Source organism: Mycolicibacterium sp. XJ2546 (genome assembly GCF_053483195.1).
Genome location: NZ_JBEFRW010000007.1, coordinates 86,959 through 106,970 on the forward strand (window position 1 = coordinate 86,959; position 20,012 = coordinate 106,970).

Here is a 20,012-nt window from a genome sequence, read left to right on the forward strand (position 1 = left end):
GTTAGAGTTCCGCGAAACAGGGGTCTTCTTCGCCCTTCGGCATCGACGCGTTCTGCGTGGAGAACTGGCTCACCACACCGGAATCGGTGACCTGCACCGAGTCGGCGGAGATGCCCATCGGGTAGTTCTCCGTCAGCTGGGCGGTGAAGGCGTCCAGTGCCGGCTGCACCGCTTCGCGCGGCAGGGTGAAGCCCAGCCCGGTGAGCTCGGTGACCTGTAGCGAGAGCCCGTCGTCGACCACGACCGGCTTGGCCTTGATGCTGCCCAGCGTGCCTTCCAGTTCGATGGTGCCCTCGGACGGATTGGTCGTCACCCCGTTGATGAATGCGCCGACGAGCGGTACCGAATCGGCGATCGTCTGCCGGATGCCGTCGGCCGACCAGGTGATGTGGGCGACCAGCGAGCCGACCGAACCGCTGGAAGTGGCGGTGTCCTCGAGCCGCACGTCGTTGATCTCCAGGACCACCTTCATCCCCTTGGCGTCGCGGATCTGGTTGCCTGCCGTCTCGATGTGGATGTTGGTGTAGTGCCCGGTCATGTGCTGCCACAAAAACGGGGGCATGACGCCGAACGACGCGCTCGCCTTGTCCTCGACCACGCATTCCACGACGCCGGCCACCACGGTGTTGGCCCGGTTGCGTGCGTAGAGCTCACCGGCGAGCACCCCGGCGAACGTCAGGGCCAGCACGATGACGATGACGAGCACGATCGACAGCGGATCGCGCAACAGGCTGGTCAGCTTGCCCAGGATCGACGGGTCCTCATCTCCGGGGGGCGGCGGCCCGGGTGGGCCGGGTGGCGGTGGCCCGGGTGGGCCGGGTGGCGGTGAGCCCGGCGGCACGCCGGGCTGTTGCGGTGGCGGGCCGGGCTGCGGTGGCGGCTCCGGGCGGGACCACGGATCAGTCATTTGCGCGATTCTGCCTTACCCGAGGAGTTGAACTCCGCGCGGTTGTTCATCACCGCGATCGTCTCGCGGGCCTGGCGCGCGGCGGCCGGGTCGATGTCGGTGACGAGCAGCTGCGGGTCGGCGCCTGCCGACGCGATGACCTGGCCGACCGGCGAGGCAACCAGGCTGCCGCCGACACCGGTGGGACCGGCGGCAGCGATCTCGTCACCCGGGTAGGCCTGGTCGACGGCGGCGACGAAGCCGGTGGTGTCGATCGCGCGGGCCCGGGCCAAGAGCGTCCACTGGTCGAGCTTGCCGTCGCCGCTGCCCCACGAGGCGTGCACGGTGATCAGTTGTGCTCCGCGGCGGGCCAATTCCACGTAGAGCTCGGGGAAGCGGACGTCGTAGCACAGGGTGAGGCCGACGATTACACCGTCGACGTTGATCGTCACCGGCTCACGGCCGGGCGCGACGGTTCTGGATTCGGCGAACCCGAACGCGTCGTAGAGATAGATCTTGTCGTAGTGCGCATCGACGAGCCCGTCGGTGCTGGGGCCCGTCGCGATCAACGTGTTGGTCACCCGCCCGTCGGGGGCCGGTACGAACATGCCCGCGACCACGACGATGCCGGCCCGTTCGGCGATGGCCCGCACGCCCGCGGCCCACGGCCCGTCCCGCGGTTCGGCGATCGGGCCGAGCGGCACCCCGAACCGGCACATCGTGGCCTCGGGAAACAACACCATCCGCGCGCCGGCGTCGGCGGCGCGGCGGGTGTACTCCTCGACCAGCCCCAGGTTTGCCGCCGGTTCGGCGCCGCTGAGGATCTGCGCCAGCGCAATCCGCATGGTGCCGAGCCTAGACGGGCCGCCGTCGCCCAAATGGTGCGCTCGGCGGCCAGCGCGCTCAATGATGCCGCGAGATCCAGTGCGCGGCGAACTCCTCCTCCGCGTCGAAGAGGTACTTGATGTGGTGCAAGATCAGGTCCTCGAGCGCACCGCCGACCAACGGAATCGACACCTTGCAGACGCTGGCCAACCGCAACTGGCTGCCGGCGTCGGTGTCGGTCAGAACGTACTGGCCGCCGAACCGGCCGGGCCCACGCGGTATGGACGCCGCGTAGTGGCCCTTGGCCCGATTGTTCGCGTGGTCGAACGGGTCGAAATGCTGCTTGCGGGTGATGACCATGTCGGAGGGCACCACCGACCGCGCGATCGCAGGCAACTCCGAGCGCGGCACCTCTTGCACAAACACGATGTCGGTGCCCCGCTCATCGGAGGCGAACGACGTGATCTCCGACGGGCTCAGCCGCCGATAGGCGCCCATCAGGCTTTGCCAGTAGTCGCGGCTGGTGAAATCCTGATACATCTTCTCCGCGGGCACGTCGAACGCGATGGTGTACTCCATGCGACGCGACATGGCGCCTAAGTCTACTTATTGACTAGGCGTTTTCGGTGATCCACATGGTGGTGAAGCGTTGTTCGGCGATGAGCAGCTCCGTCAGCTGAGAGCCGATGAAGTTCTCGATCTTGCCGCCCACCAGTGGCACCCGAACCTCGACAGCGACGCTGAACTCGAGCCGCGAGCCGCTGCCTGAGGTTGCCGGCTTCAACACGGCGGTGCCGGACAGGCTGGCAGGGGCGCCCCCGATCGAACCGTTGACCGTCGCGCCGGCGCGTCCGTCGTGCACCGGGCTCCACGTCTCCTCGCGGATGACGCTCAGATCGCCGCGGTGAAACTGCGTGACCAGGCCGGGCAACCGGTCGGCACGCAACATCTGGGTGGTGACCACGTCGATTCCGCCGTCCTCGGTGACCGCCATCGAGTCCAGCGAGTAGTCGTCGGCGCCGGAATCGGCCAGCCGAGCCCACCAATACCGCTCGTCGCGGAAGGCCCGGTGCACCTGTTCGACGCTGCCCCCGTATTCGGCGGCCATGTCGAATGAACGCGGCATAGCTGGCCACGCTACCGTTACCGCCCGTGGTCACATCGGTCATAGGGGGCGCGTCCGTCGCCGAGGCGGTGCCGCTGGGCCCGCTGACCACGCTGCGGGTCGGTGGGGTCGCACAGCGCCTCATCACCTGCGACACCACTGAAAAAGTGGTGGACGTCGTACGTGCCCTCGGACCCGACGACGACGCGCTCGTCCTCGCCGGCGGATCCAACGTCGTGCTGGCCGATGACCTCACCGACCTGACCGTGATCCTGCTCGCCAACACCGAGGTGACCGTCGAAGACAACGTGGTGCGCGCCGAGGCGGGTGCGGTGTGGGACGACGTCGTCGTGACATCGCTGGCACATGGTCTCGGCGGGCTCGAATGTCTTTCCGGCATACCGGGTTCGGCGGGCGCCACCCCGGTACAGAACGTCGGCGCATACGGCGCCGAAGTCGCCGACACCTTGCGTCGCGTGCGGCTGCTGGACCGTCGCACCGGCGAGGACCGGTGGGTCGCCGCGCACGCGCTGCAGTTCGGGTACCGCACCAGCGCCCTCAAGCACTCGCACGACGCGATCGTGCTCGAAGTGGAGTTCGCGCTCGACACCAACGGCCGCAGCGCCCCGATGCGCTACGGCGAACTGGCCACTGCTCTGAAAGTGGAGGCCGGGGCGCACGTCGACCCCGTGCGGGTGCGGGACACGGTGCTGGAGTTGCGGGCGCGCAAGGGCATGGTGCTCGATGAGGCCGACCACGACACCTGGAGTGTGGGGTCCTTCTTCACCAACCCGGTGGTGTCACGCGCGGAGTTCGAGCGGCTGCGCACCAGCGTCGACAGCCCCGTGCCCAACTACCCGGCCGCCGACCAGGTGAAGCTCGCCGCCGGCTGGCTCGTCGAACGCGCCGGCTTCGCGAAAGGCTATCCGGGCGACGACGCCCCGGCGCGGCTGTCCACCAAGCACGCGCTGGCGATCACCAACCGGGGCGCGGCCACGGCGGCCGACGTGATCGCGCTGGCACGGACCGTACGCGACGGTGTCAGAACGACATTCGGGATCGAACTCACACCCGAGCCTGCGCTGGTCGGCTGCCGTATCTAGGTACGCTGGGAACGCGTGAGCCCCAGCCCGATTTTCGACGCCTGGCCGCCGCAGATCAGCCGGCGGCGCGCCCTGACCGCGCTGGTGGTCGGTGTCGTCGCGCCCGGGACGCTGGCGGCCTGTGCCGGGTCCAGCACGACATCGGGGGAGGCGGCCGCACCTCCGGCGCCGACGGTGACGTCGGAACCGGCCGACGCGGCCACCGACGTCTCACCGGTCGCACCGGTGCGTGTCGCGGTCACCGACGGCTGGTTCCAGCGGGTCGCGCTGACCAACGCGGACGGCAAGGTGGTCGCGGGCACGCTCAACCGGGATCGCACCGAGTTCACCGTGTCCGAGCCGCTCGGTTACGGCTCGCGGTACACCTGGAGCGGTTCGGTCGTCGGCCGCGACGGCAAGGCCGTTCCGTTGGCAGGCGCGTTCACCACGCTGGCCCCGACGAAACAGGTCAACGGCCGGTTCCAGCTCGCCGACGGTCAGGTCGTCGGCGTAGCGGCGCCCATCATCCTGCAGTTCGACGCGTCGATCAGCGACAAGGCCTCCGTCGAGGAAGCCGTCACCGTGACCACCGACCCGCCCGTCGAGGGCAGTTGGGCGTGGCTGCCCGATGAGGTCGGCGGCTCGCGGATGCACTGGCGCCCCCGGGACTACTTTCCAGCCGGCACCAAGGTCAACGTCGACTCGCGCCTCTACGGTGTGCCGTTCGGCGACGGCGCCTACGGCGCGCAGGATGCGACTCTGCACTTCGAGATCGGCCGCCGGCAGGTGGTGCGCGGGCACGCGCCGTCGCACCGCATCCAGGTGCTCGACGCCGACGACGCGGTGATCATGGACTTCGCCTGCAGCTACGGCGAGGGCGATCTGGACCGCAACGTCACCCGCAGCGGTATCCACGTCGTCACCGAGAAGCATCTGGACTTCTACATGAGCAACCCGGCCGCCGGCTACTCCAACGTGCACATGCGCCATGCCGTGCGCATCTCCAACAACGGCGAGTTCATCCACGCCAACCCGGGCAGCCTGGGCTCGCAGGGCAGCAGCAACGTGACCAACGGCTGCATCAACCTGTCGCCGGGCGACGCCGAGCAGTACTACAACAGCGCCATCTACGGGGACCCGGTCGAGATCACCGGCACCCGCCTGGAGTTGTCCTACGCCGACGGTGACATCTGGGACTGGGTGGTGCCGTGGGACGAGTGGGTCGCGATGTCGGCGCTGGACGAGAAGCCCGCACCCGAGGCGATTCCCGATTCCGCTCCCGCGACGCCCTCGGGTGGCCCGACGGGTGCGCCGCAACCGGCCGGCCGCTGAGCGGTTTGTGTGCGGTTTGTTGCGCTCACCGCGCCTAAACGCACACAAATCACCCGTCAGCGGCGGTTGAAGCGGGTGGCGCTGGCCTGATCGCGCGGGCGGATCACGATCGAATCCAGGTTGACGTGCGAGGGCCGTGACGCGACGAACCCGATCACCTCGGCGACGTCCTCGGCCACCAGCGGCGTCACCCCCTGGTACACCTTCTCGGCGCGCTGCACGTCGCCTTCGAACCGGCGCAGCGAGAAATCCGTCTTCACCATGCCCGGCGCGATCTCGGTGAGCCGCACCGGTTTTCCCAACAGCTCCCCGCGCAGCGTGCGATGCAGCGCGGCCTGTGCGTGTTTGGCCGACGTGTACCCCGACCCGTTGTCGTAGGTCTCGAACGCCGCGATCGAGGTGACGGTGACGATCAGCCCGTCGCCGGAGTCGATCAGCTTCGGCAGCAGCGCCCGCGTGACCCGCAGCGTGCCGAGCACGTTGGCCTCCCACATCCACCGCCAGTTGTCGATGTCGGCCTCGGCCACCGACTCCAGTCCGCGGGCGCCGCCGGCGTTGTTGACCAGCACATCGACGCGGTCCAGGGCCTCGGCCAGCGCCGCCACATCCTGCTCGGACGCGACGTCCGTCACGCTCGCGGTACCGCCGATCTCGTTGGCCAGCGCCTCGACACGCTCCGCCCGACGCGCCACGCAGACCACGTGAAATCCTTGTGCCGCAAGAGTTCTCGCGGTTGCCTCGCCGATGCCGGCGCTCGCACCGGTGACCACCGCGACCCGACTCCCGGTCTGTGGTGTCGTCATCTGCCCAACCTTAGTTGTCGTGCTGTTCCCACCGCATGAGCCCGATCAGCGCGCGACCGGGTTCACCCAGCGGATCTCGGTGAAGCGGGCGAAGTCGCTGTCGGCGCTGATCATCGTGAGGCCGTGCTCGATGCACAGCGCTGCCAGTACGGCGTCGGCGATGAGGTTGGCCCGAAGGTCGAGGTCGCGCACCAGCCGGCCGAGGATCTCCCGGTGCGTCCGCCCGGCCTGGGGAATCCAGGTGGTCGGCGCGTCGAGCCAGTCCTCGACAAAAGACCACGCCTCACCGGGCGTCATCGGGTTGCGGAGCGCCCGAGGATGGGTGCCGATGCGGACGAAGGCCGTCAGCGACTGCCACGGTATGGCCACCCGGCGCGTGCCGTTGAGCGCCTGCTCGAGCCAGTCGCGTGCCGGTTCATGGAAGGGGCTGTCGGTGTCATGCGCGTATAGCAGCACGTTGGCGTCGACGAGCACTCAGCGCGCCTCGACGCCTTCGAGGTCTTCTAGAGCGGCGGCCACGTTGGAGACATCGATTCGGATACCGGAGGCCCGGGTGCGCTGCTGGAACTGCGGAGCGTCGGGTCGAGGCATCAGGCCGCGACGGATCAGTTCGTTCACCGCTTGGCTGACGCCGATTCCGAGCTCCTGGCGCAGCTGCTCGACAGCCTTGGCGGTGTCCGGGTCGAACTCCACTGTCGTACGCATGGGTAAATCTTAACATCAGCGTGTAGCCGACCACGCATACGAATGCGCAGACCGACCGCCCTTGGAGGCATCCCGCGCCCGCGGTGTAGACATGAGTGTGTGCGTCTAGTCACCGATGTGCCCGGAGACGATGTCGCCGGCGGCCCGGCTCCGCGACGCGTCGCAGTTCTGTCGGTGCACACGTCGCCGCTGGCCCAGCCCGGTATGGGCGATGCCGGCGGCATGAATGTCTACGTCTTGCAGACCGCTCTGCAGATGGCGCGGCGCGGTGTCGAGGTGGAGATCTTCACGCGTGCGACCTCCTCGGCCGACGCGCCCGTCGTGCCGGTGGCGCCCGGTGTGCTGGTGCGCAACGTCGTGGCCGGGCCGTTCGAGGGCCTCGACAAATACGATCTGCCCACCCAGCTGTGCGCGTTCACCGCGGGCGTGCTGCGCGCCGAGGCCACCCACGAGCCCGGCTACTACGACATCGTGCACTCCCACTACTGGTTGTCGGGTCAGGTCGGCTGGCTGGCCCGCGACCGGTGGGCGGTGCCGCTGGTGCACACCGCGCACACGCTGGCGGCGGTCAAGAACGCCGCGCTGGCCGACGGTGACGCGCCCGAACCGCCGCTGCGCGCGGTCGGTGAACAGCAGGTGGTCGACGAGGCCGACCGGTTGATCGTCAATACCGAACTCGAAGCCCAACAACTGATTTCGTTGCATTCGGCCGATCCGGACCGCATCGACGTCGTGCACCCTGGCGTTGACCTGGACACGTTCACCCCGGGTGACCGGCGCGCAGCCCGCGCCGCGCTGGGCCTGGATCTCGATGCGCCGACGGTGGGTTTCGTCGGGCGCATCCAGCCGCTTAAGGCACCCGATGTGGTGCTGCGCGCGGCGGCCAAGCTGCCGGGGGTGCGGGTGCTGGTGGCCGGCGGGCCGTCGGGCACGGGGCTGGCGGCGCCCGACGGGCTGATTCGGCTGGCCGACGATCTGGGTATCGGCGACCGGGTGACGTTCCTGCCGCCGCAGTCGCGCGAGCAACTGGTCAACGTGTACCGGGCCGCCGACCTGATCGCGGTGCCGAGCCATTCGGAGTCGTTCGGTCTGGTCGCCGTCGAGGCGCAGGCATGCGGCACCCCGGTGGTGGCCGCCGCGGTCGGCGGGCTGCCCGTGGCCGTGCGCGACGGGGTCAGCGGCACCCTGGTGCATAGCCACGACATCGACGACTGGTCCGCGGCCCTCGGGGCGCTGTTGGAGCGGGACCCGGCCACGTTGAGCAGCGCGGCCGTCGCGCACGCCTCGACGTTCTCCTGGTCGCACACCGTCGACGCGCTGCTGGCCAGCTACGGCCGCGCGATCAGCGACTACCGCGCACGGCATCAACCCCGCGACGCCGCCGCGCGTCGCAACGGACGCATCTTCACCAGACGACGGGTACGGGCATGAACAGCGCAGACGTCGAGCAGATCATCGAGGACGCCTGCAAGGAGAGCCAACTGGTCTGTACCCGCCACGAGGGCGCACACGGCGGACTGCCCGGGATCATCGTCGAGCTGCCCGGTGAGCGTCGCCTGGTGACCAACACGATCCTGTCCATCGGTGAGCACTCGGTGCGCGTCGAGGCGTTCGTGTGCCGCAAACCTGACGAGAACCACGAGGGCGTCTACCGCTTTCTGCTCAAGCGCAACCGCCGGATGTACGGTGTGGCCTACACCCTCGACAACGTCGGCGACATCTATCTGGTCGGCCGCATGGCGCTGCATTCGGTGACCCACGACGAGATCGACCGGGTGCTGGGTCAGGTGCTCGAAGCCGTCGACTCCGACTTCAACACGTTGCTGGAGTTGGGTTTTCGTTCGTCGATCCAGAAGGAATGGGAGTGGCGGGTGTCGCGCGGTGAGTCGCTGAAGAACCTGCGGGCCTTCGAACACCTCATCGACGACGACTGATTTTCCCGCCCAAATGCCCCTTTGGGCGGGTTTGTGCGAGTCGATCCCACCATTTCGTCGAACTCGGCGCGGGCTAGTCTCGGTGCCATGGGTAACTCCACGCTCATCCTGCTGCGCCACGGCGAAAGCGAATGGAACGCCAAGAACCTGTTCACCGGATGGGTCGACGTCGACCTCACCGAAAAGGGACGCGCCGAAGCCGTCCGCGCCGGCGAGTTGATGAAGGAGCTCGACCGCAAACCCGACGTGCTCTACACGTCGCTGCTGCGCCGCGCGATCAGCACCGCCAACCTCGCGCTGGACACCGCCGACCGGCACTGGATCCCGGTGCACCGCGACTGGCGACTCAACGAACGCCACTACGGCGCGCTGCAGGGCCTGAACAAGGCCGAGACCAAGGACAAGTACGGCGAAGAGCAGTTCATGACGTGGCGGCGCGGCTACGACACCCCACCGCCGCCAATCGAACCGGGCAGCACCTACAGCGAAGACGGCGACCCGCGCTACGCCGACATCCCCGGCGGCCCGCCGCGCACCGAATGCCTCAAAGACGTCGTGGAACGCTTCGTGCCGTACTACACCGAGGTGATCGAACCCGATCTGCGCGCAGGTAAGACGGTGCTGATCGCCGCACACGGCAACTCGCTGCGCGCGCTGGTCAAGCACCTCGACGGCATGTCCGACGAGGAGATCGTCGGCCTCAACATCCCCACCGGCATCCCGCTGCGCTACGACCTGGACTCCGACCTCAAGCCCACCGTCATCGGCGGGCAGTACCTCGATCCTGAAGCCGCCGCGGCCGGTGCGGCCGCCGTCGCCGCCCAGGGCGCCAAATAGTCTGCCGAGCGGCCGTTTCGGGCGAACACCGGGTGAACAGCAGTCGAATACCTCAGATTTGCTGTGTGACTTATCCCGTTTACGCCGCACGCTGCTGGGATGACGTTCACCGAATGCGTACGCTTCTCGCGTGAGTGTCGTATCGGCGCTACTGCTTGGCGCGGTGGCGTTGCTCGCACTGGTGATCGGTGTCGGGCTCGGGGCGGGCTTTGCTCCCCGCCTGGTGGAGCGTCGACGCCGCAGGACCGCCCAACAAGCCGGCATCACCGTCTCGCAGATGCTCGAACACGTGATCTCGCAGTCTCCGGTGGGCATCGTCGTGGTCGACACCTTCCGTGACGTCGTCTACACCAACGACCGGGCGCGCAAGTTGGGTCTGGTAACCGACCGGCTGCTCGACGACCGAACGTGGCTGGCCGCGCAGCGCACGCTGACCACGGGGGAGGATGTCGAGGTCGACCTGTCGCCGCGTCGACGCAGCACGCCGGGACGGACGGCGCAGTCCATCCGCGGCCATGTGCGGCTGCTGACCGAGGAGGACCGCCGGTTCGCCGTGGTGTACGTCGACGACCAGTCCGAGCACGCACGGATGGAGGCCACCCGCCGAGATTTCGTGGCCAACGTCAGCCACGAACTCAAGACGCCCGTCGGCGCGATGAGCGTGCTCGCCGAGGCGCTGCTGGCATCGGCCGACGACCCCGAAACCGCACGCCATTTCGCCGAGAAGATGCTCACCGAGTCGAAGCGGCTGGGCAACATGGTCGGTGAGCTGATCGAACTGTCACGGCTGCAGGGCGCTGAACGGCTTCCGGATCTGGAAGCCGTCGACGTGGACACCGTGGTGTCGGAGGCACTTTCGCGCTACAAGGTGGTTGCCGACAACGCCGACATCGCGATCACCACCGACACCCCGACCGGCTACCGGGTGCTCGGCGATCAGCCGCTGCTGGTCACCGCGCTCGCCAACCTGGTGGCCAACGCAATCGCATACTCGCCCAACGGATCATCGGTGTCGATCAGCCGACGCCGACGTGGGGACAACATCGAGATCGCGGTCACCGACCGCGGTATCGGCATCGACCGCGACGACCAGGAGCGTGTCTTCGAACGCTTCTTCCGCGTCGACAAGGCACGCTCGCGAGCTACCGGTGGCACCGGACTCGGGCTTGCCATCGTCAAACATGTCGCCGCCAACCACAACGGATCCATCCGACTGTGGAGCCAACCAGGCACGGGATCGACGTTCACGCTGTCGATTCCGGCCTATCCCGATCACGAAGACGAGAGGACCGACGAAACGATATGACCAGCGTGTTGATCGTGGAGGACGAGGAGTCCTTGGCTGATCCCCTGGCCTTTCTGCTCCGCAAGGAGGGCTTTGAAGCCACCGTGGTGACCGACGGACCCTCGGCGCTGGCCGAATTCGAGCGGGCCGGTGCCGACATCGTGCTGCTCGACCTGATGCTGCCGGGGATGAGTGGAACCGACGTGTGCCGGCAATTACGTTTGCGCTCAAGTGTTCCCGTCATCATGGTGACGGCCCGCGACAGCGAGATCGACAAGGTCGTCGGCCTCGAGATCGGTGCCGACGACTACGTCACCAAACCGTACTCGGCGCGTGAGTTGATCGCCCGCATCCGGGCGGTGCTGCGCCGCGGTGCCGAGGTCGAGGATTCCGCTATCGGTGAAAGTGTGCTGGAGGCTGGTCCGGTGCGGATGGACGTGGAACGGCACGTGGTCACCGTCAACGGCGAAACGGTCACCTTGCCGCTCAAGGAATTTGACCTTCTGGAGTACCTGCTGCGCAACAGCGGCCGGGTGCTCACCCGCGGCCAGCTCATCGACCGGGTGTGGGGTGCGGACTATGTCGGTGACACCAAAACCCTTGACGTGCATGTGAAACGACTGAGATCCAAGATCGAGGCCGACCCCGCCAACCCGGTGCATCTGGTCACGGTGCGTGGCCTCGGTTACAAGCTCGAGGGCTAGCGATAACTCCCGTGAGCAGACGTGAAAGCCCCCGAAATGCCGCGAAAATGGGGGTGTTCGCGTCTGCTCGCGCTGATTACTCGGCAGCGCGGGTCGCAGGATGGATGGCGATGAGGCCTAATGCGCTGCGCCGCTTGCACATCGCGGCCAGCTCGGCGTAGGCCTTCTCGCCGAGCAGTTCGGTCAGCTCGGGTGCGTAGGACTCCCACACCGGTCGGGCGCCGACGTGAGCGTTCGGGTCGCCGGTGCAGTACCAGTGCAGGTCGGCGCCGCCCTCGCCCCAGCCCCGGCGGTCGTATTCGGTGATCCAGGTCTTGAGGATCTCCGAACCGTCGGGGCGCTCCACCCACTCCTGCACCCGCCGGATCGGCAGCTGCCAGCACACGTCGGGCTTCATCGTCAACGGCTCCACACCCAGCTTCAACGCCTTGCTGTGCAGCGCGCACCCGATGCCGCCCGAAAAACCCGGCCGGTTCAGAAAGATGCAGGCACCCTTGTACTTTCGAGTGCGAAGGTTGGGTTCGCCGTCGTACTCGTCTTCCTCGAGGTAACCCTTCTTGCCCAGCCCTTTGTCCCGGAACTGCCAGTCCTCGTCGGTGAGCTGTTTGACGGCGTCGTCGAGGCGGGCGCGGTCGTCGTCGTCGGACAAAAACGCGCCGTGCGAACAACACCCGTCGTCGGGCCGGCCTTCCACCGTGCCCTTGCAGGCGGGCGTGCCGAACACACAGGTCCACCGCGACAGCAGCCAGGTCATATCGGCGGCGATCAGATGCTCGGGGTTGTCGGGGTCGTGGAACTCGACCCACTCACGGGCGAAATCAAGTTCGACCTCTCCGGGGTGCGTGCCAGTCACGTATCCAACGGTAGACCGATTAAGTTGGGTGGGTGCGATTAGGCGTGCTCGACGTGGGCAGCAATACCGTTCACCTTTTGGTGGTGGATGCCCGCCGCGGCGGCCACCCGACGCCGATGAGCTCGACCAAGGCATCGTTGCGGCTCGCCGAAGCAATGGACAACTCCGGCAACCTGACCCGCAGGTGCGCCGACAAGCTGGTCCGCACCGTCGACGAGTTCGCCAGGATCGCGACCAGCTCCGGCTGCGCGGAGCTGATGGCCTTCGCCACCTCCGCGGTGCGCGACGCCACCAACTCCGAGGCGGTGCTCGCGCGGGTGTACGCCGAAACCGGGGTGGAGCTCCAGGTGCTGGGCGGTGTCGAGGAGGCGCGGCTGACGTTTCTGGCCGTGCGCCGCTGGTACGGCTGGAGCGCCGGACGCATCGTCAACATCGACATCGGCGGCGGGTCGCTGGAGCTGTGCAACGGCGTCGACGAGGAACCGGATGTCGCGCTGTCGCTGCCGCTGGGCGCGGGGCGGCTGACCCGCGAGTGGCTGCCCGACGACCCGCCGGGCCGACGCCGGGTCGCGATGCTGCGCGACTGGCTGGCCACCGAACTCGCCGACGCCGGGGCCGAAGTGCTCAAGGCCGGCGCCCCCGACCTGGCCGTGGCCACTTCCAAGACGTTTCGCTCGCTGGCTCGGCTGACCGGAGCGGCACCTTCGGGAGCAGGGCCGAGGGTGAAAAGGACCCTCACCGCGACCGGCCTTAGGCAGCTCATAGCTTTCATCTCTAGGATGACCGCTGCTGACCGCGCGGAGTTGGAAGGGGTGAGCAGCGACCGGGCGCCGCAGATCGTGGCCGGGGCGTTGGTGGCCGAGGCAAGCATGAACGCGCTTGCTGTGGAGACCGTGGACATCTGCCCGTGGGCGTTGCGAGAAGGGCTTATTCTGCGGAAACTCGACAGCGAAGCCAACGGGAGCGACAGTCCGACCACACTGGAAACGTCCGGACGACATGTTGGACGATAGTGACGAGGCCCAGAGGCGACAGACGATGACAGGACCAGACGACAGCAGCAGCAACACGCGACCGATCTCGGTTGCGGAGTTGCTCGCGCGCAACGGCACCATCGGGGCACCACCGCTGGGTGGGCGGCGCAGGCGCCGCCGCGGCGACACGGGTTCGATCACGGTCGCCGAGTTGACCGGCGAGATCCCGATCATCCGCCCCGACGGGGACGTCGACACCGACACCGTCGCGGCCGCAGCGCCGGACACCGGGGCCGATTCCGAGGCTGTGGAGACCGACGGCGCCGTCGCCCAGGCGGTCGAGACCGAAGCTGAAGACGCCGACGTCGCCGAAGTCGCGGAACCCGAAATCGAGGACGAAGCAGCCGACGTTGATGTCGCTGACGCCGAAGACACCGTCGCCGGGGACGCCGCCACCGACGACGACGTCGACGACGATTACGCCGACGCGGTCGCCGACTACGCCGCCTACGTCGAACACCGCGAACAGGACGACGACCTGGACTTCTTCGCACCGTCGCGGCGCCCCGCGTCGGGCCAGCCGACCGACGAGGTGGGCGCCGAGCAGATGAGCCCGGACCCGGTTGTCGGTTGGGCCGACACCGAGACCGACCTGGACGACGCGGACTCACCGACCGAACACGCCGAAACCGACGTCGACGAGGCCGCCGAGGACGACGACGAGCTGCCGTCGTACCTGCGCTCCACGGCCGGACCGCTGTTCGGCGGCCAGACGGTCGCCGACGACCTCGCCCGGCGCGGTACGCGCCCCGGTCCCGAAGACATCGACCTCGACGACCGCGAGGAAGAGGAGGCCGACGAGGTCGACGAGGTTGATGCGGCCCCGGCGGGCAGCCGGATGTCGTCGATCCTGCGGGCGGCCTGGGTGGTCGGGCAGTGCGTCGTCGCGGTCGCGTTCGGCGCGGGCCTGTTCATCGCGTTCGACCAGCTGTGGAAGTGGAACAACATCGTCGCGCTGATGCTGTCGGTGCTGGTGATCCTCGGCCTCGTCGTGGGTGTGCGGGTGGTGCGCAAGACCGAGGACATCGGCAGCACGCTGATCGCGGTGGCGGTCGGCGCCCTGGTCACGCTCGGCCCGCTGGCACTGTTGCAGTCGGGCTAGGCGCCGGCCGATAACCTGTGCGCCCCGCCATCAAGGTCGGTCTGTCGACGGCCTCGGTCTATCCGCTGAGAACCGAGGCCGCGTTTGAGTACGCCGCACGGCTCGGCTACGACGGTGTCGAGCTGATGGTGTGGGCCGAAACGGTCAGCCAGGACGTCAAGGCCGTCGCGAAGCTGTCGGAGCGCTACGGGGTGCCGGTGTTGTCGGTGCACGCGCCGTGTCTGCTGATCTCGCAGCGGGTGTGGGGCGCCAACCCGATCCCCAAACTGGAGCGCAGCGTGCGCGCCGCCGAGGACCTGGGCGCCCAGACCGTCGTCGTGCACCCGCCGTTTCGCTGGCAGCGCCGCTACGCCGAAGGGTTCAGCGAACAGGTCGCCGAACTCGAGGCGTCCAGCGACGTGCTGGTCGCGGTCGAGAACATGTTCCCGTTCCGCGCCGACCGGTTCTTCGGCGCCGGCCAGACGTCGATCGAGCGGATGCGCAAACGCGGCGGAAGGCCCGGACCCGGCATCTCGGCGTTCGCGCCGTCCTACGACCCGCTGGACGGCAACCACGCCCACTACACGCTGGACCTGTCCCACACGGCCACGGCGGGCACCGACGCGGTCGACATGGCCCGCCGGATGGGGGACGGGTTGGTGCACCTGCACCTGTGTGACGGCAGCGGCGCCTCCACCGACGAGCATCTGGTGCCCGGCCACGGCACCCAGCCCGCCGTCGAGATCTGCGAGATGCTGGCGGCCAGCGACTTTGCCGGGCATGTGATCCTTGAGGTGACCACGTCGGGCGCGCGCACCGCCGCCGAGCGTGAAGCGCTGCTGACGGAGTCGCTGCAGTTCGCTCGCGCGCACCTGCTGCGCTGACATTCCCGCTGACGGAGGAAAACCGCACATGGCTGGCTCCACCCTGTTCACCGATGCGATGGCGCTCACCGCGGCCGGTGACGGTGTCTACGACGGTGAGCTCAACGAGCACTGGACGATCGGACCCAAGGTGCACGGCGGCGCGATGCTGGCGTTGTGCGCCAACGCCGCGCGCACCGAGTTCGGGCCGGGCGCCGAGCCGATCGCAGTCTCGGGCAACTTCCTGTGGGCGCCGGACCCCGGGCCGCTGCGGTTGGTCACCACCGTCCGCAAACGCGGCCGCCGGGTCAGCCTGATCGACGTCGAACTCAACCAGGGCGACCGAACCGCCGTGCATGCGGCGGTGACGCTGGGTGTCCCCGAACACCACGTCCCGCCCCTGTTATCGGTCAACCCGGTGATCCCGTTGATGCAGCCCGAGCCGCCGCCAGGCCTGGAGCCGATCGGCCCCGGCCATCCGATGGCCGACATCGTGCACCTGGCCCGCGGCTGCGACATCCGGCCGTCGCTGACCAGCTTTGAGCCCCGCACCGACGGCGGACCGCCGATCATCGAGTACTGGGTGCGGCCCAAGGGCACCGCGCCCGACGTGCTGTTCGCGCTGCTGTGCGGTGACGTGTCGGCTCCGGTCACGTTCGGCGTCAACCGGTTCGGGTGGGCGCCGACGGTGCAGTTGACGGCCTACCTGCGCACCCTTCCTGCCGACGGCTGGTTGCGGGTGATGTGCACGACGGTGCAGATCGGTCAGGACTGGTTCGACGAAGACCACATCGTCGTCGACAGCGAGGGCCACATCGTGGTGCAGACCCGCCAACTCGCGCTGGTGCCCGCCGAATAGCGCGACCCGCATCTGCCATGCTTTGCGGCATGGCGAGAATCGCGATCGTCGGCGGCGGAGGCATGGGTGAGGCGTTGCTGTCCGGGCTGCTGCGCGCCGGACGGCAGGTCAAGGATCTGGTGGTGGCCGAAAAGGACCCCGACCGCGCGAAGTACCTGGCCGACAAACACTCCGTGTTGGTGACGTCGGTCGCCGACGCCGTGGACACCGCCGAGTACGTGATCGTCGCGGTGAAGCCGTTCGACGTCGAAGGTCTGGTCGCCGAGATCGGGGAGGCCGCGGCGCAGGCCGACAGCGACACGGCCGAACAGGTTTTCGTCACGGTGGCGGCCGGGGTGACCACGGCGTTCTTCGAAAACAAGCTGCCCGCCGGTGCACCGGTGATCCGGGTGATGCCCAACGCGCCGGTGGTCGTCGGCGGCGGGGTGAGCGCGCTGGCGCCCGGCCGGTTCGCAACCGCAGCCCACCTCAAGGAGGTGTCGTCGATCTTCGACGCGGTCGGCGGTGTGCTGACCGTGCCCGAGTCGCAACTGGACGCCGTCACCGCGTTGTCGGGCTCGGGCCCGGCGTATTTCTTCCTGATGGTCGAGGCGATGGTGGACGCGGGCGTCGACGCGGGGTTGTCGCGTGCGGTGGCCACCGAGCTGGTCGTGCAGACCATGGCCGGGTCGGCGGCGATGTTGCTGGATCGGCTCGACCAGACCCAGGCGGTAGGCGGTCCGGAGACCGACACCTCGGCCGCACAGCTGCGCGCGACCGTTACCTCGCCCGGTGGTACCACCGCTGCTGGTCTGCGGGAACTCGAAAAGGGAGGTTTGCGGGCTGCCGTGGCCAACGCCGTCGAAGCCGCAAAAACCCGCTCTGAGCAGCTAGGAATTACATCTCAGTAATTCAATTAATTCTGGTCGATTAACCCACACCCGTCGCAGTAACCCCACAAGCCACGCTATTCTCCTGGTTGTAAGCACAGGTCGGTGTGCCAGCGGTGGGGAAGCCGCTGGAACGGCCTGTGCACGACTGGATTGGGTTGCGATGACGTCTATGAACGGGCCATCGGCGCGGGATTCGGCTAGTGGCAAGTCGGCACGCGAAACCGGCTCCGCCGACAGCCAACCGCCACGAGCTCAATTTCTCACCGTCGCCGAAGTGGCCAGCCTGATGAGGGTCAGCAAGATGACGGTGTACCGGCTGGTGCACAACGGAGAGCTGCCTGCCGTGCGGGTCGGCCGCTCGTTCCGGGTGCACGCCAAGGCTGTCCACGACATGCTGGAGAGTTCGTACTTCGACGCCGGATAGCTTGCAGGACGGGCCCGCGCCGCGCACGCGGCGACGGGCGCTGCCCGACCGGGCGTGAGCCGGTCTGCTGACGGAGCCGTTTTCCGTTCTCCGAGGTAACCCCGGTAAGGTAACGGGGTCAAGGTAAAACACCTCGAGGTAGCGGAGTTCATGGGTTCAGTCATCAAGAAGCGGCGCAAGCGGATGTCGAAGAAGAAGCACCGTAAGCTGCTTCGTCGCACCCGGGTGCAGCGCAGAAAGCTCGGCAAGTAACTTTCGCGCGGCCTCGCTAGGCTGACCCGATATGGATTTCGAGGGTCGCTCCGCTGGGCACGTCGACGGGTCTGATGCACGCGACAGTGTGCACTATCCGAAGGTCGTACTGGTTACTGGGGCATGCCGGTTCCTCGGCGGGTACCTCACCGCCCGGCTGGCGCAGAACCCGCTGATCAACCACGTCATCGCCGTCGACGCGGTCGCGCCGAGCAAGGACCTGCTGCGCCGGATGGGCCGCGCGGAGTTCGTGCGCGCCGACATCCGTAACCCCTTCATCGCCAAGGTGATTCGCAACGGCGACGTCGACACCGTGGTGCACGCCGCCGCGGCGTCCTACGCCCCGCGCTCGGGACGGGCCACGCTCAAGGAACTCAACGTGATGGGCGCGATTCAGCTGTTCGCCGCCTGCCAGAAGGCACCGTCGCTGCGCCGCGTGATCCTCAAGTCGACATCGGAGGTCTACGGCGCCAGCGCGCACGACCCGGTGATGTTCACCGAGGACACCAGTGCCCGCCGACCACCGCGCGACGGGTTCGCCCGAGACAGCATCGACATCGAGGGCTACGCGCGGGGTCTGGGCCGGCGCAGAACCGACATCACGGTCACGATCCTGCGACTGGCCAACATGATCGGCCCCGCGATGGACACCGCGTTGTCGCGCTACCTCGCCGGGCCCGTGGTGCCGACGGTGGCCGGGCACGACGCACGGCTGCAGCTGCTGCACGAGCAGGACGCGCTCGGCGCGCTGGAGCGGGCCACGATGGCCGGTAAGCCGGGCACGTTCAACATCGGCGCCCCCGGGATCGTCATGATGAGCCAGGCGATCCGGCGAGCCGGCCGGATACCGCTGCCGTTGCCCCGGCCGGCGCTGGCCGCTGTGGATTCGGTGTGGCGCGCAACTCGCTACACTGAGCTAGATCGCGAGCAATTGAACTATTTGAGCTACGGCAGGGTCATGGACACCTCGCGGATGCGAAATGACCTCGGCTTCAGCCCAAAATGGACGACCGCCGAGGCCTTTGACGATTACGTCCGGGGTCGAGGCTTGACCCCGATCGTCGACCCCGGCTGGGTACGCTCAATGGAGAGTAAAGCCGTGGCAGCGGCGCAACGGTGGGGAAGGTAGTCGCAAAACTTTACATCCGGTGGGAAGAGGGTACCAGCGTGGCGGGCGAGCCGAAGGCGAAAGTCATTCCGCTGCATAAGAATCCGAGTCGTGCAGCGGCGCAGCGGCGATCTGCTGCGCGGGCTGAAAGCGCTCGCCGTCGACATCCCTCGGTGCTCTCCGATCCGCCCGGCAACGCGTCGGCCGAGCAGATCGCGGCCGTCATCCACGAGATCGACGAGCATCGCGGGGAGGCGTCCGGCAGCGAGCAGGTCCCCAACGAACTCGCCAAGCGCATCGCCGACGTCGCTGAATTCCTCCGCAAGCGGATGACCGGTGACTACAACGTCGACGAGTTCGGCTTCGACTCCCATCTCAACGACGCGCTGTTTCTGCCGCTGATGCGGGTGTTCTTCAAGTCCTGGTTCCGGGTCGAGGTCAGCGGGATCGAAAACCTGCCGATCTCCGGGCCGGCGCTGGTGGTCGCCAACCACGCGGGCGTGCTGCCGTTCGACGGGCTGATGGCGTCGGTGGCAGTGCACGATCACCACCCGACCAACCGCGATCTGCGCCTACTGGCCGCCGACATGGTGTTCGACCTGCCGGTGCTCGGCCACGCCGCGCGCAAGGCCGGCCACACCATGGCCTGCACCGCCGACGCCCACCGGTTGCTGGCCGCCGGCGAGCTCACCGCCGTGTTCCCGGAGGGCTACAAAGGCCTGGGCAAGCACTTCAAGGACCGCTACAAGCTGCAGCGGTTCGGCCGCGGCGGGTTCGTCTCGTCGGCACTTCGTGCCAAGGCGCCCATCGTGCCGTGCTCGATCGTCGGCTCCGAGGAGATCTATCCGATGATCGCCGACGTCAAGCTGCTGGCCCGCCTGCTCGGGCTGCCGTACTTCCCGATCACCCCGTTCTTCCCGCTGGCCGGGCCGGCCGGGATGGTGCCGCTGCCGTCGAAGTGGCACATCCAGTTCGGCGAGCCGATCGAGACCGCCGACTACGACGAGTCGGCCGCCGACGATCCGATGGTCACCTTCGAGCTGACCGACCACGTGCGCGAAACCATCCAGCAGACGCTGTATCAGCTGCTGGCCAACCGCCGCAACACGTTCTTCGGTTAGGCCGAGTGGCCAGTTAACGCCCACTTTGCGCGGCTTCGCGTGCCATA

24 protein-coding genes are annotated in these 20,012 nt (G+C 67.9%); 16 read left to right on the forward strand and 8 right to left on the reverse strand.

The window, feature by feature from the left end; all coding sequences use genetic code 11:
- Position 1: 1 nt before the first annotated feature.
- From ABQE44_RS13755 to ABQE44_RS13770, 4 genes are read right to left on the reverse strand one after another with little or no spacing between them, the layout of a single operon-like run.
- Complete coding sequence (locus ABQE44_RS13755; RefSeq protein WP_448430322.1) at positions 2 to 907, reverse strand: LmeA family phospholipid-binding protein; 906 nt, start codon at positions 905 to 907, stop codon at positions 2 to 4.
- The gene (locus ABQE44_RS13760) at positions 904 to 1,731 is read right to left on the reverse strand and encodes a carbon-nitrogen hydrolase family protein (protein ID WP_448430324.1); all 828 of its coding nucleotides are present in this window, start codon (positions 1,729 to 1,731) and stop codon (positions 904 to 906) included. The genes ABQE44_RS13755 and ABQE44_RS13760 overlap by 4 nt, the downstream gene beginning before the upstream one ends.
- A 58-nt stretch (positions 1,732 to 1,789) precedes the next feature.
- Entirely contained in the window at positions 1,790 to 2,302 is a 513-nt protein-coding gene (locus ABQE44_RS13765) for a DUF2505 domain-containing protein (protein WP_448430326.1), read from the reverse strand.
- 22 nt (positions 2,303 to 2,324) lie between these two features.
- Entirely contained in the window at positions 2,325 to 2,837 is a 513-nt protein-coding gene (locus ABQE44_RS13770) for a DUF2505 domain-containing protein (protein ID WP_448430328.1), read from the reverse strand.
- 26 nt (positions 2,838 to 2,863) lie between these two features.
- Between ABQE44_RS13770 and ABQE44_RS13775 the strand changes: the two genes are divergently transcribed.
- Both ABQE44_RS13775 and ABQE44_RS13780 read left to right on the forward strand, forming a co-directional pair.
- Positions 2,864 to 3,919 (forward strand): UDP-N-acetylmuramate dehydrogenase, encoded by a 1,056-nt coding sequence (locus tag ABQE44_RS13775; RefSeq protein WP_448392295.1) that lies wholly within the window; start codon positions 2,864 to 2,866, stop codon positions 3,917 to 3,919.
- 15 nt (positions 3,920 to 3,934) lie between these two features.
- Positions 3,935 to 5,230 (forward strand): L,D-transpeptidase, encoded by a 1,296-nt coding sequence (locus ABQE44_RS13780; protein ID WP_448392294.1) that lies wholly within the window; start codon positions 3,935 to 3,937, stop codon positions 5,228 to 5,230.
- Positions 5,231 to 5,286: 56 nt separating this feature from the next.
- Here ABQE44_RS13780 and ABQE44_RS13785 read toward each other — a convergent pair whose 3' ends face one another.
- The 3 genes from ABQE44_RS13785 to ABQE44_RS13795 are packed head-to-tail and all read right to left on the reverse strand — an operon-like array spanning position 5,287 to position 6,738.
- Positions 5,287 to 6,033, reverse strand: a complete 747-nt coding sequence (locus ABQE44_RS13785; RefSeq protein WP_448392293.1) for an SDR family oxidoreductase — start codon at positions 6,031 to 6,033, stop codon at positions 5,287 to 5,289.
- Between the two features lie 45 nt (positions 6,034 to 6,078).
- Positions 6,079 to 6,507, reverse strand: a complete 429-nt coding sequence (locus ABQE44_RS13790) for a TA system VapC family ribonuclease toxin (RefSeq protein ID WP_448392292.1) — start codon at positions 6,505 to 6,507, stop codon at positions 6,079 to 6,081.
- A complete protein-coding gene (locus ABQE44_RS13795) occupies positions 6,508 to 6,738 on the reverse strand; it encodes a CopG family transcriptional regulator (protein WP_448392291.1) in 231 nt (76 codons plus the stop codon). It lies immediately after the preceding gene.
- Between the two features lie 99 nt (positions 6,739 to 6,837).
- Between ABQE44_RS13795 and mshA the strand changes: the two genes are divergently transcribed.
- The 5 genes from mshA (at position 6,838) to ABQE44_RS13820 (ending at position 11,498) form a co-directional block, all read left to right on the forward strand.
- Positions 6,838 to 8,169, forward strand: coding sequence for a D-inositol-3-phosphate glycosyltransferase (gene mshA / locus ABQE44_RS13800; protein ID WP_448430330.1), 1,332 nt, complete (start codon positions 6,838 to 6,840; stop codon positions 8,167 to 8,169).
- Positions 8,166 to 8,672, forward strand: a complete 507-nt coding sequence (locus tag ABQE44_RS13805; RefSeq protein WP_448392289.1) for a type III secretion system chaperone family protein — start codon at positions 8,166 to 8,168, stop codon at positions 8,670 to 8,672. The genes mshA and ABQE44_RS13805 overlap by 4 nt, the downstream gene beginning before the upstream one ends.
- Before the next feature lie 87 nt (positions 8,673 to 8,759).
- A complete protein-coding gene (locus ABQE44_RS13810) occupies positions 8,760 to 9,509 on the forward strand; it encodes a phosphoglyceromutase (protein WP_448392288.1) in 750 nt (249 codons plus the stop codon).
- A 130-nt stretch (positions 9,510 to 9,639) separates the two neighbouring features.
- A complete protein-coding gene (locus ABQE44_RS13815) occupies positions 9,640 to 10,815 on the forward strand; it encodes a sensor histidine kinase (RefSeq protein ID WP_448430332.1) in 1,176 nt (391 codons plus the stop codon).
- The gene (locus ABQE44_RS13820) at positions 10,812 to 11,498 is read left to right on the forward strand and encodes a winged helix-turn-helix domain-containing protein (RefSeq protein ID WP_448392286.1); all 687 of its coding nucleotides are present in this window, start codon (positions 10,812 to 10,814) and stop codon (positions 11,496 to 11,498) included. Before ABQE44_RS13815 ends, ABQE44_RS13820 begins: the two co-directional genes overlap by 4 nt.
- A gap of 76 nt (positions 11,499 to 11,574) precedes the next feature.
- On the opposite strand, the gene ABQE44_RS13825 is transcribed toward ABQE44_RS13820, so the two are convergent.
- Positions 11,575 to 12,351, reverse strand: coding sequence for a DUF3109 family protein (locus tag ABQE44_RS13825; protein WP_448430334.1), 777 nt, complete (start codon positions 12,349 to 12,351; stop codon positions 11,575 to 11,577).
- A gap of 32 nt (positions 12,352 to 12,383) precedes the next feature.
- Here ABQE44_RS13825 and ABQE44_RS13830 point away from each other — a divergent pair, with 32 nt between their 5' ends.
- From ABQE44_RS13830 to ABQE44_RS13870, 9 genes are all read left to right on the forward strand, one after another.
- Positions 12,384 to 13,364, forward strand: coding sequence for a Ppx/GppA family phosphatase (locus ABQE44_RS13830; RefSeq protein ID WP_448392284.1), 981 nt, complete (start codon positions 12,384 to 12,386; stop codon positions 13,362 to 13,364).
- 25 nt (positions 13,365 to 13,389) lie between these two features.
- Positions 13,390 to 14,487 (forward strand): Rv0497 family membrane protein, encoded by a 1,098-nt coding sequence (locus ABQE44_RS13835; RefSeq protein WP_448392283.1) that lies wholly within the window; start codon positions 13,390 to 13,392, stop codon positions 14,485 to 14,487.
- 17 nt (positions 14,488 to 14,504) lie between these two features.
- Positions 14,505 to 15,350 (forward strand): sugar phosphate isomerase/epimerase family protein, encoded by an 846-nt coding sequence (locus ABQE44_RS13840; protein ID WP_448392282.1) that lies wholly within the window; start codon positions 14,505 to 14,507, stop codon positions 15,348 to 15,350.
- A gap of 28 nt (positions 15,351 to 15,378) precedes the next feature.
- Complete coding sequence (locus ABQE44_RS13845) at positions 15,379 to 16,188, forward strand: thioesterase family protein (RefSeq protein ID WP_448392281.1); 810 nt, start codon at positions 15,379 to 15,381, stop codon at positions 16,186 to 16,188.
- Positions 16,189 to 16,217: 29 nt separating this feature from the next.
- A complete protein-coding gene (proC, locus tag ABQE44_RS13850; protein WP_448392280.1) occupies positions 16,218 to 17,078 on the forward strand; it encodes a pyrroline-5-carboxylate reductase in 861 nt (286 codons plus the stop codon).
- 142 nt (positions 17,079 to 17,220) lie between these two features.
- Positions 17,221 to 17,484: a helix-turn-helix domain-containing protein gene (locus ABQE44_RS13855; RefSeq protein ID WP_427059206.1), complete on the forward strand. Its 264-nt coding sequence runs from the start codon at positions 17,221 to 17,223 to the stop codon at positions 17,482 to 17,484.
- A 150-nt stretch (positions 17,485 to 17,634) separates the two neighbouring features.
- Entirely contained in the window at positions 17,635 to 17,736 is a 102-nt protein-coding gene (locus tag ABQE44_RS13860) for a 30S ribosomal protein bS22 (RefSeq protein WP_003402602.1), read from the forward strand.
- Between the two features lie 31 nt (positions 17,737 to 17,767).
- Positions 17,768 to 18,865, forward strand: a complete 1,098-nt coding sequence (locus ABQE44_RS13865; RefSeq protein WP_448430336.1) for an SDR family oxidoreductase — start codon at positions 17,768 to 17,770, stop codon at positions 18,863 to 18,865.
- Positions 18,866 to 18,903: 38 nt separating this feature from the next.
- Positions 18,904 to 19,965: a lysophospholipid acyltransferase family protein gene (locus ABQE44_RS13870; protein ID WP_448392278.1), complete on the forward strand. Its 1,062-nt coding sequence runs from the start codon at positions 18,904 to 18,906 to the stop codon at positions 19,963 to 19,965.
- The last annotated feature ends 47 nt before the right edge of the window (positions 19,966 to 20,012 follow it).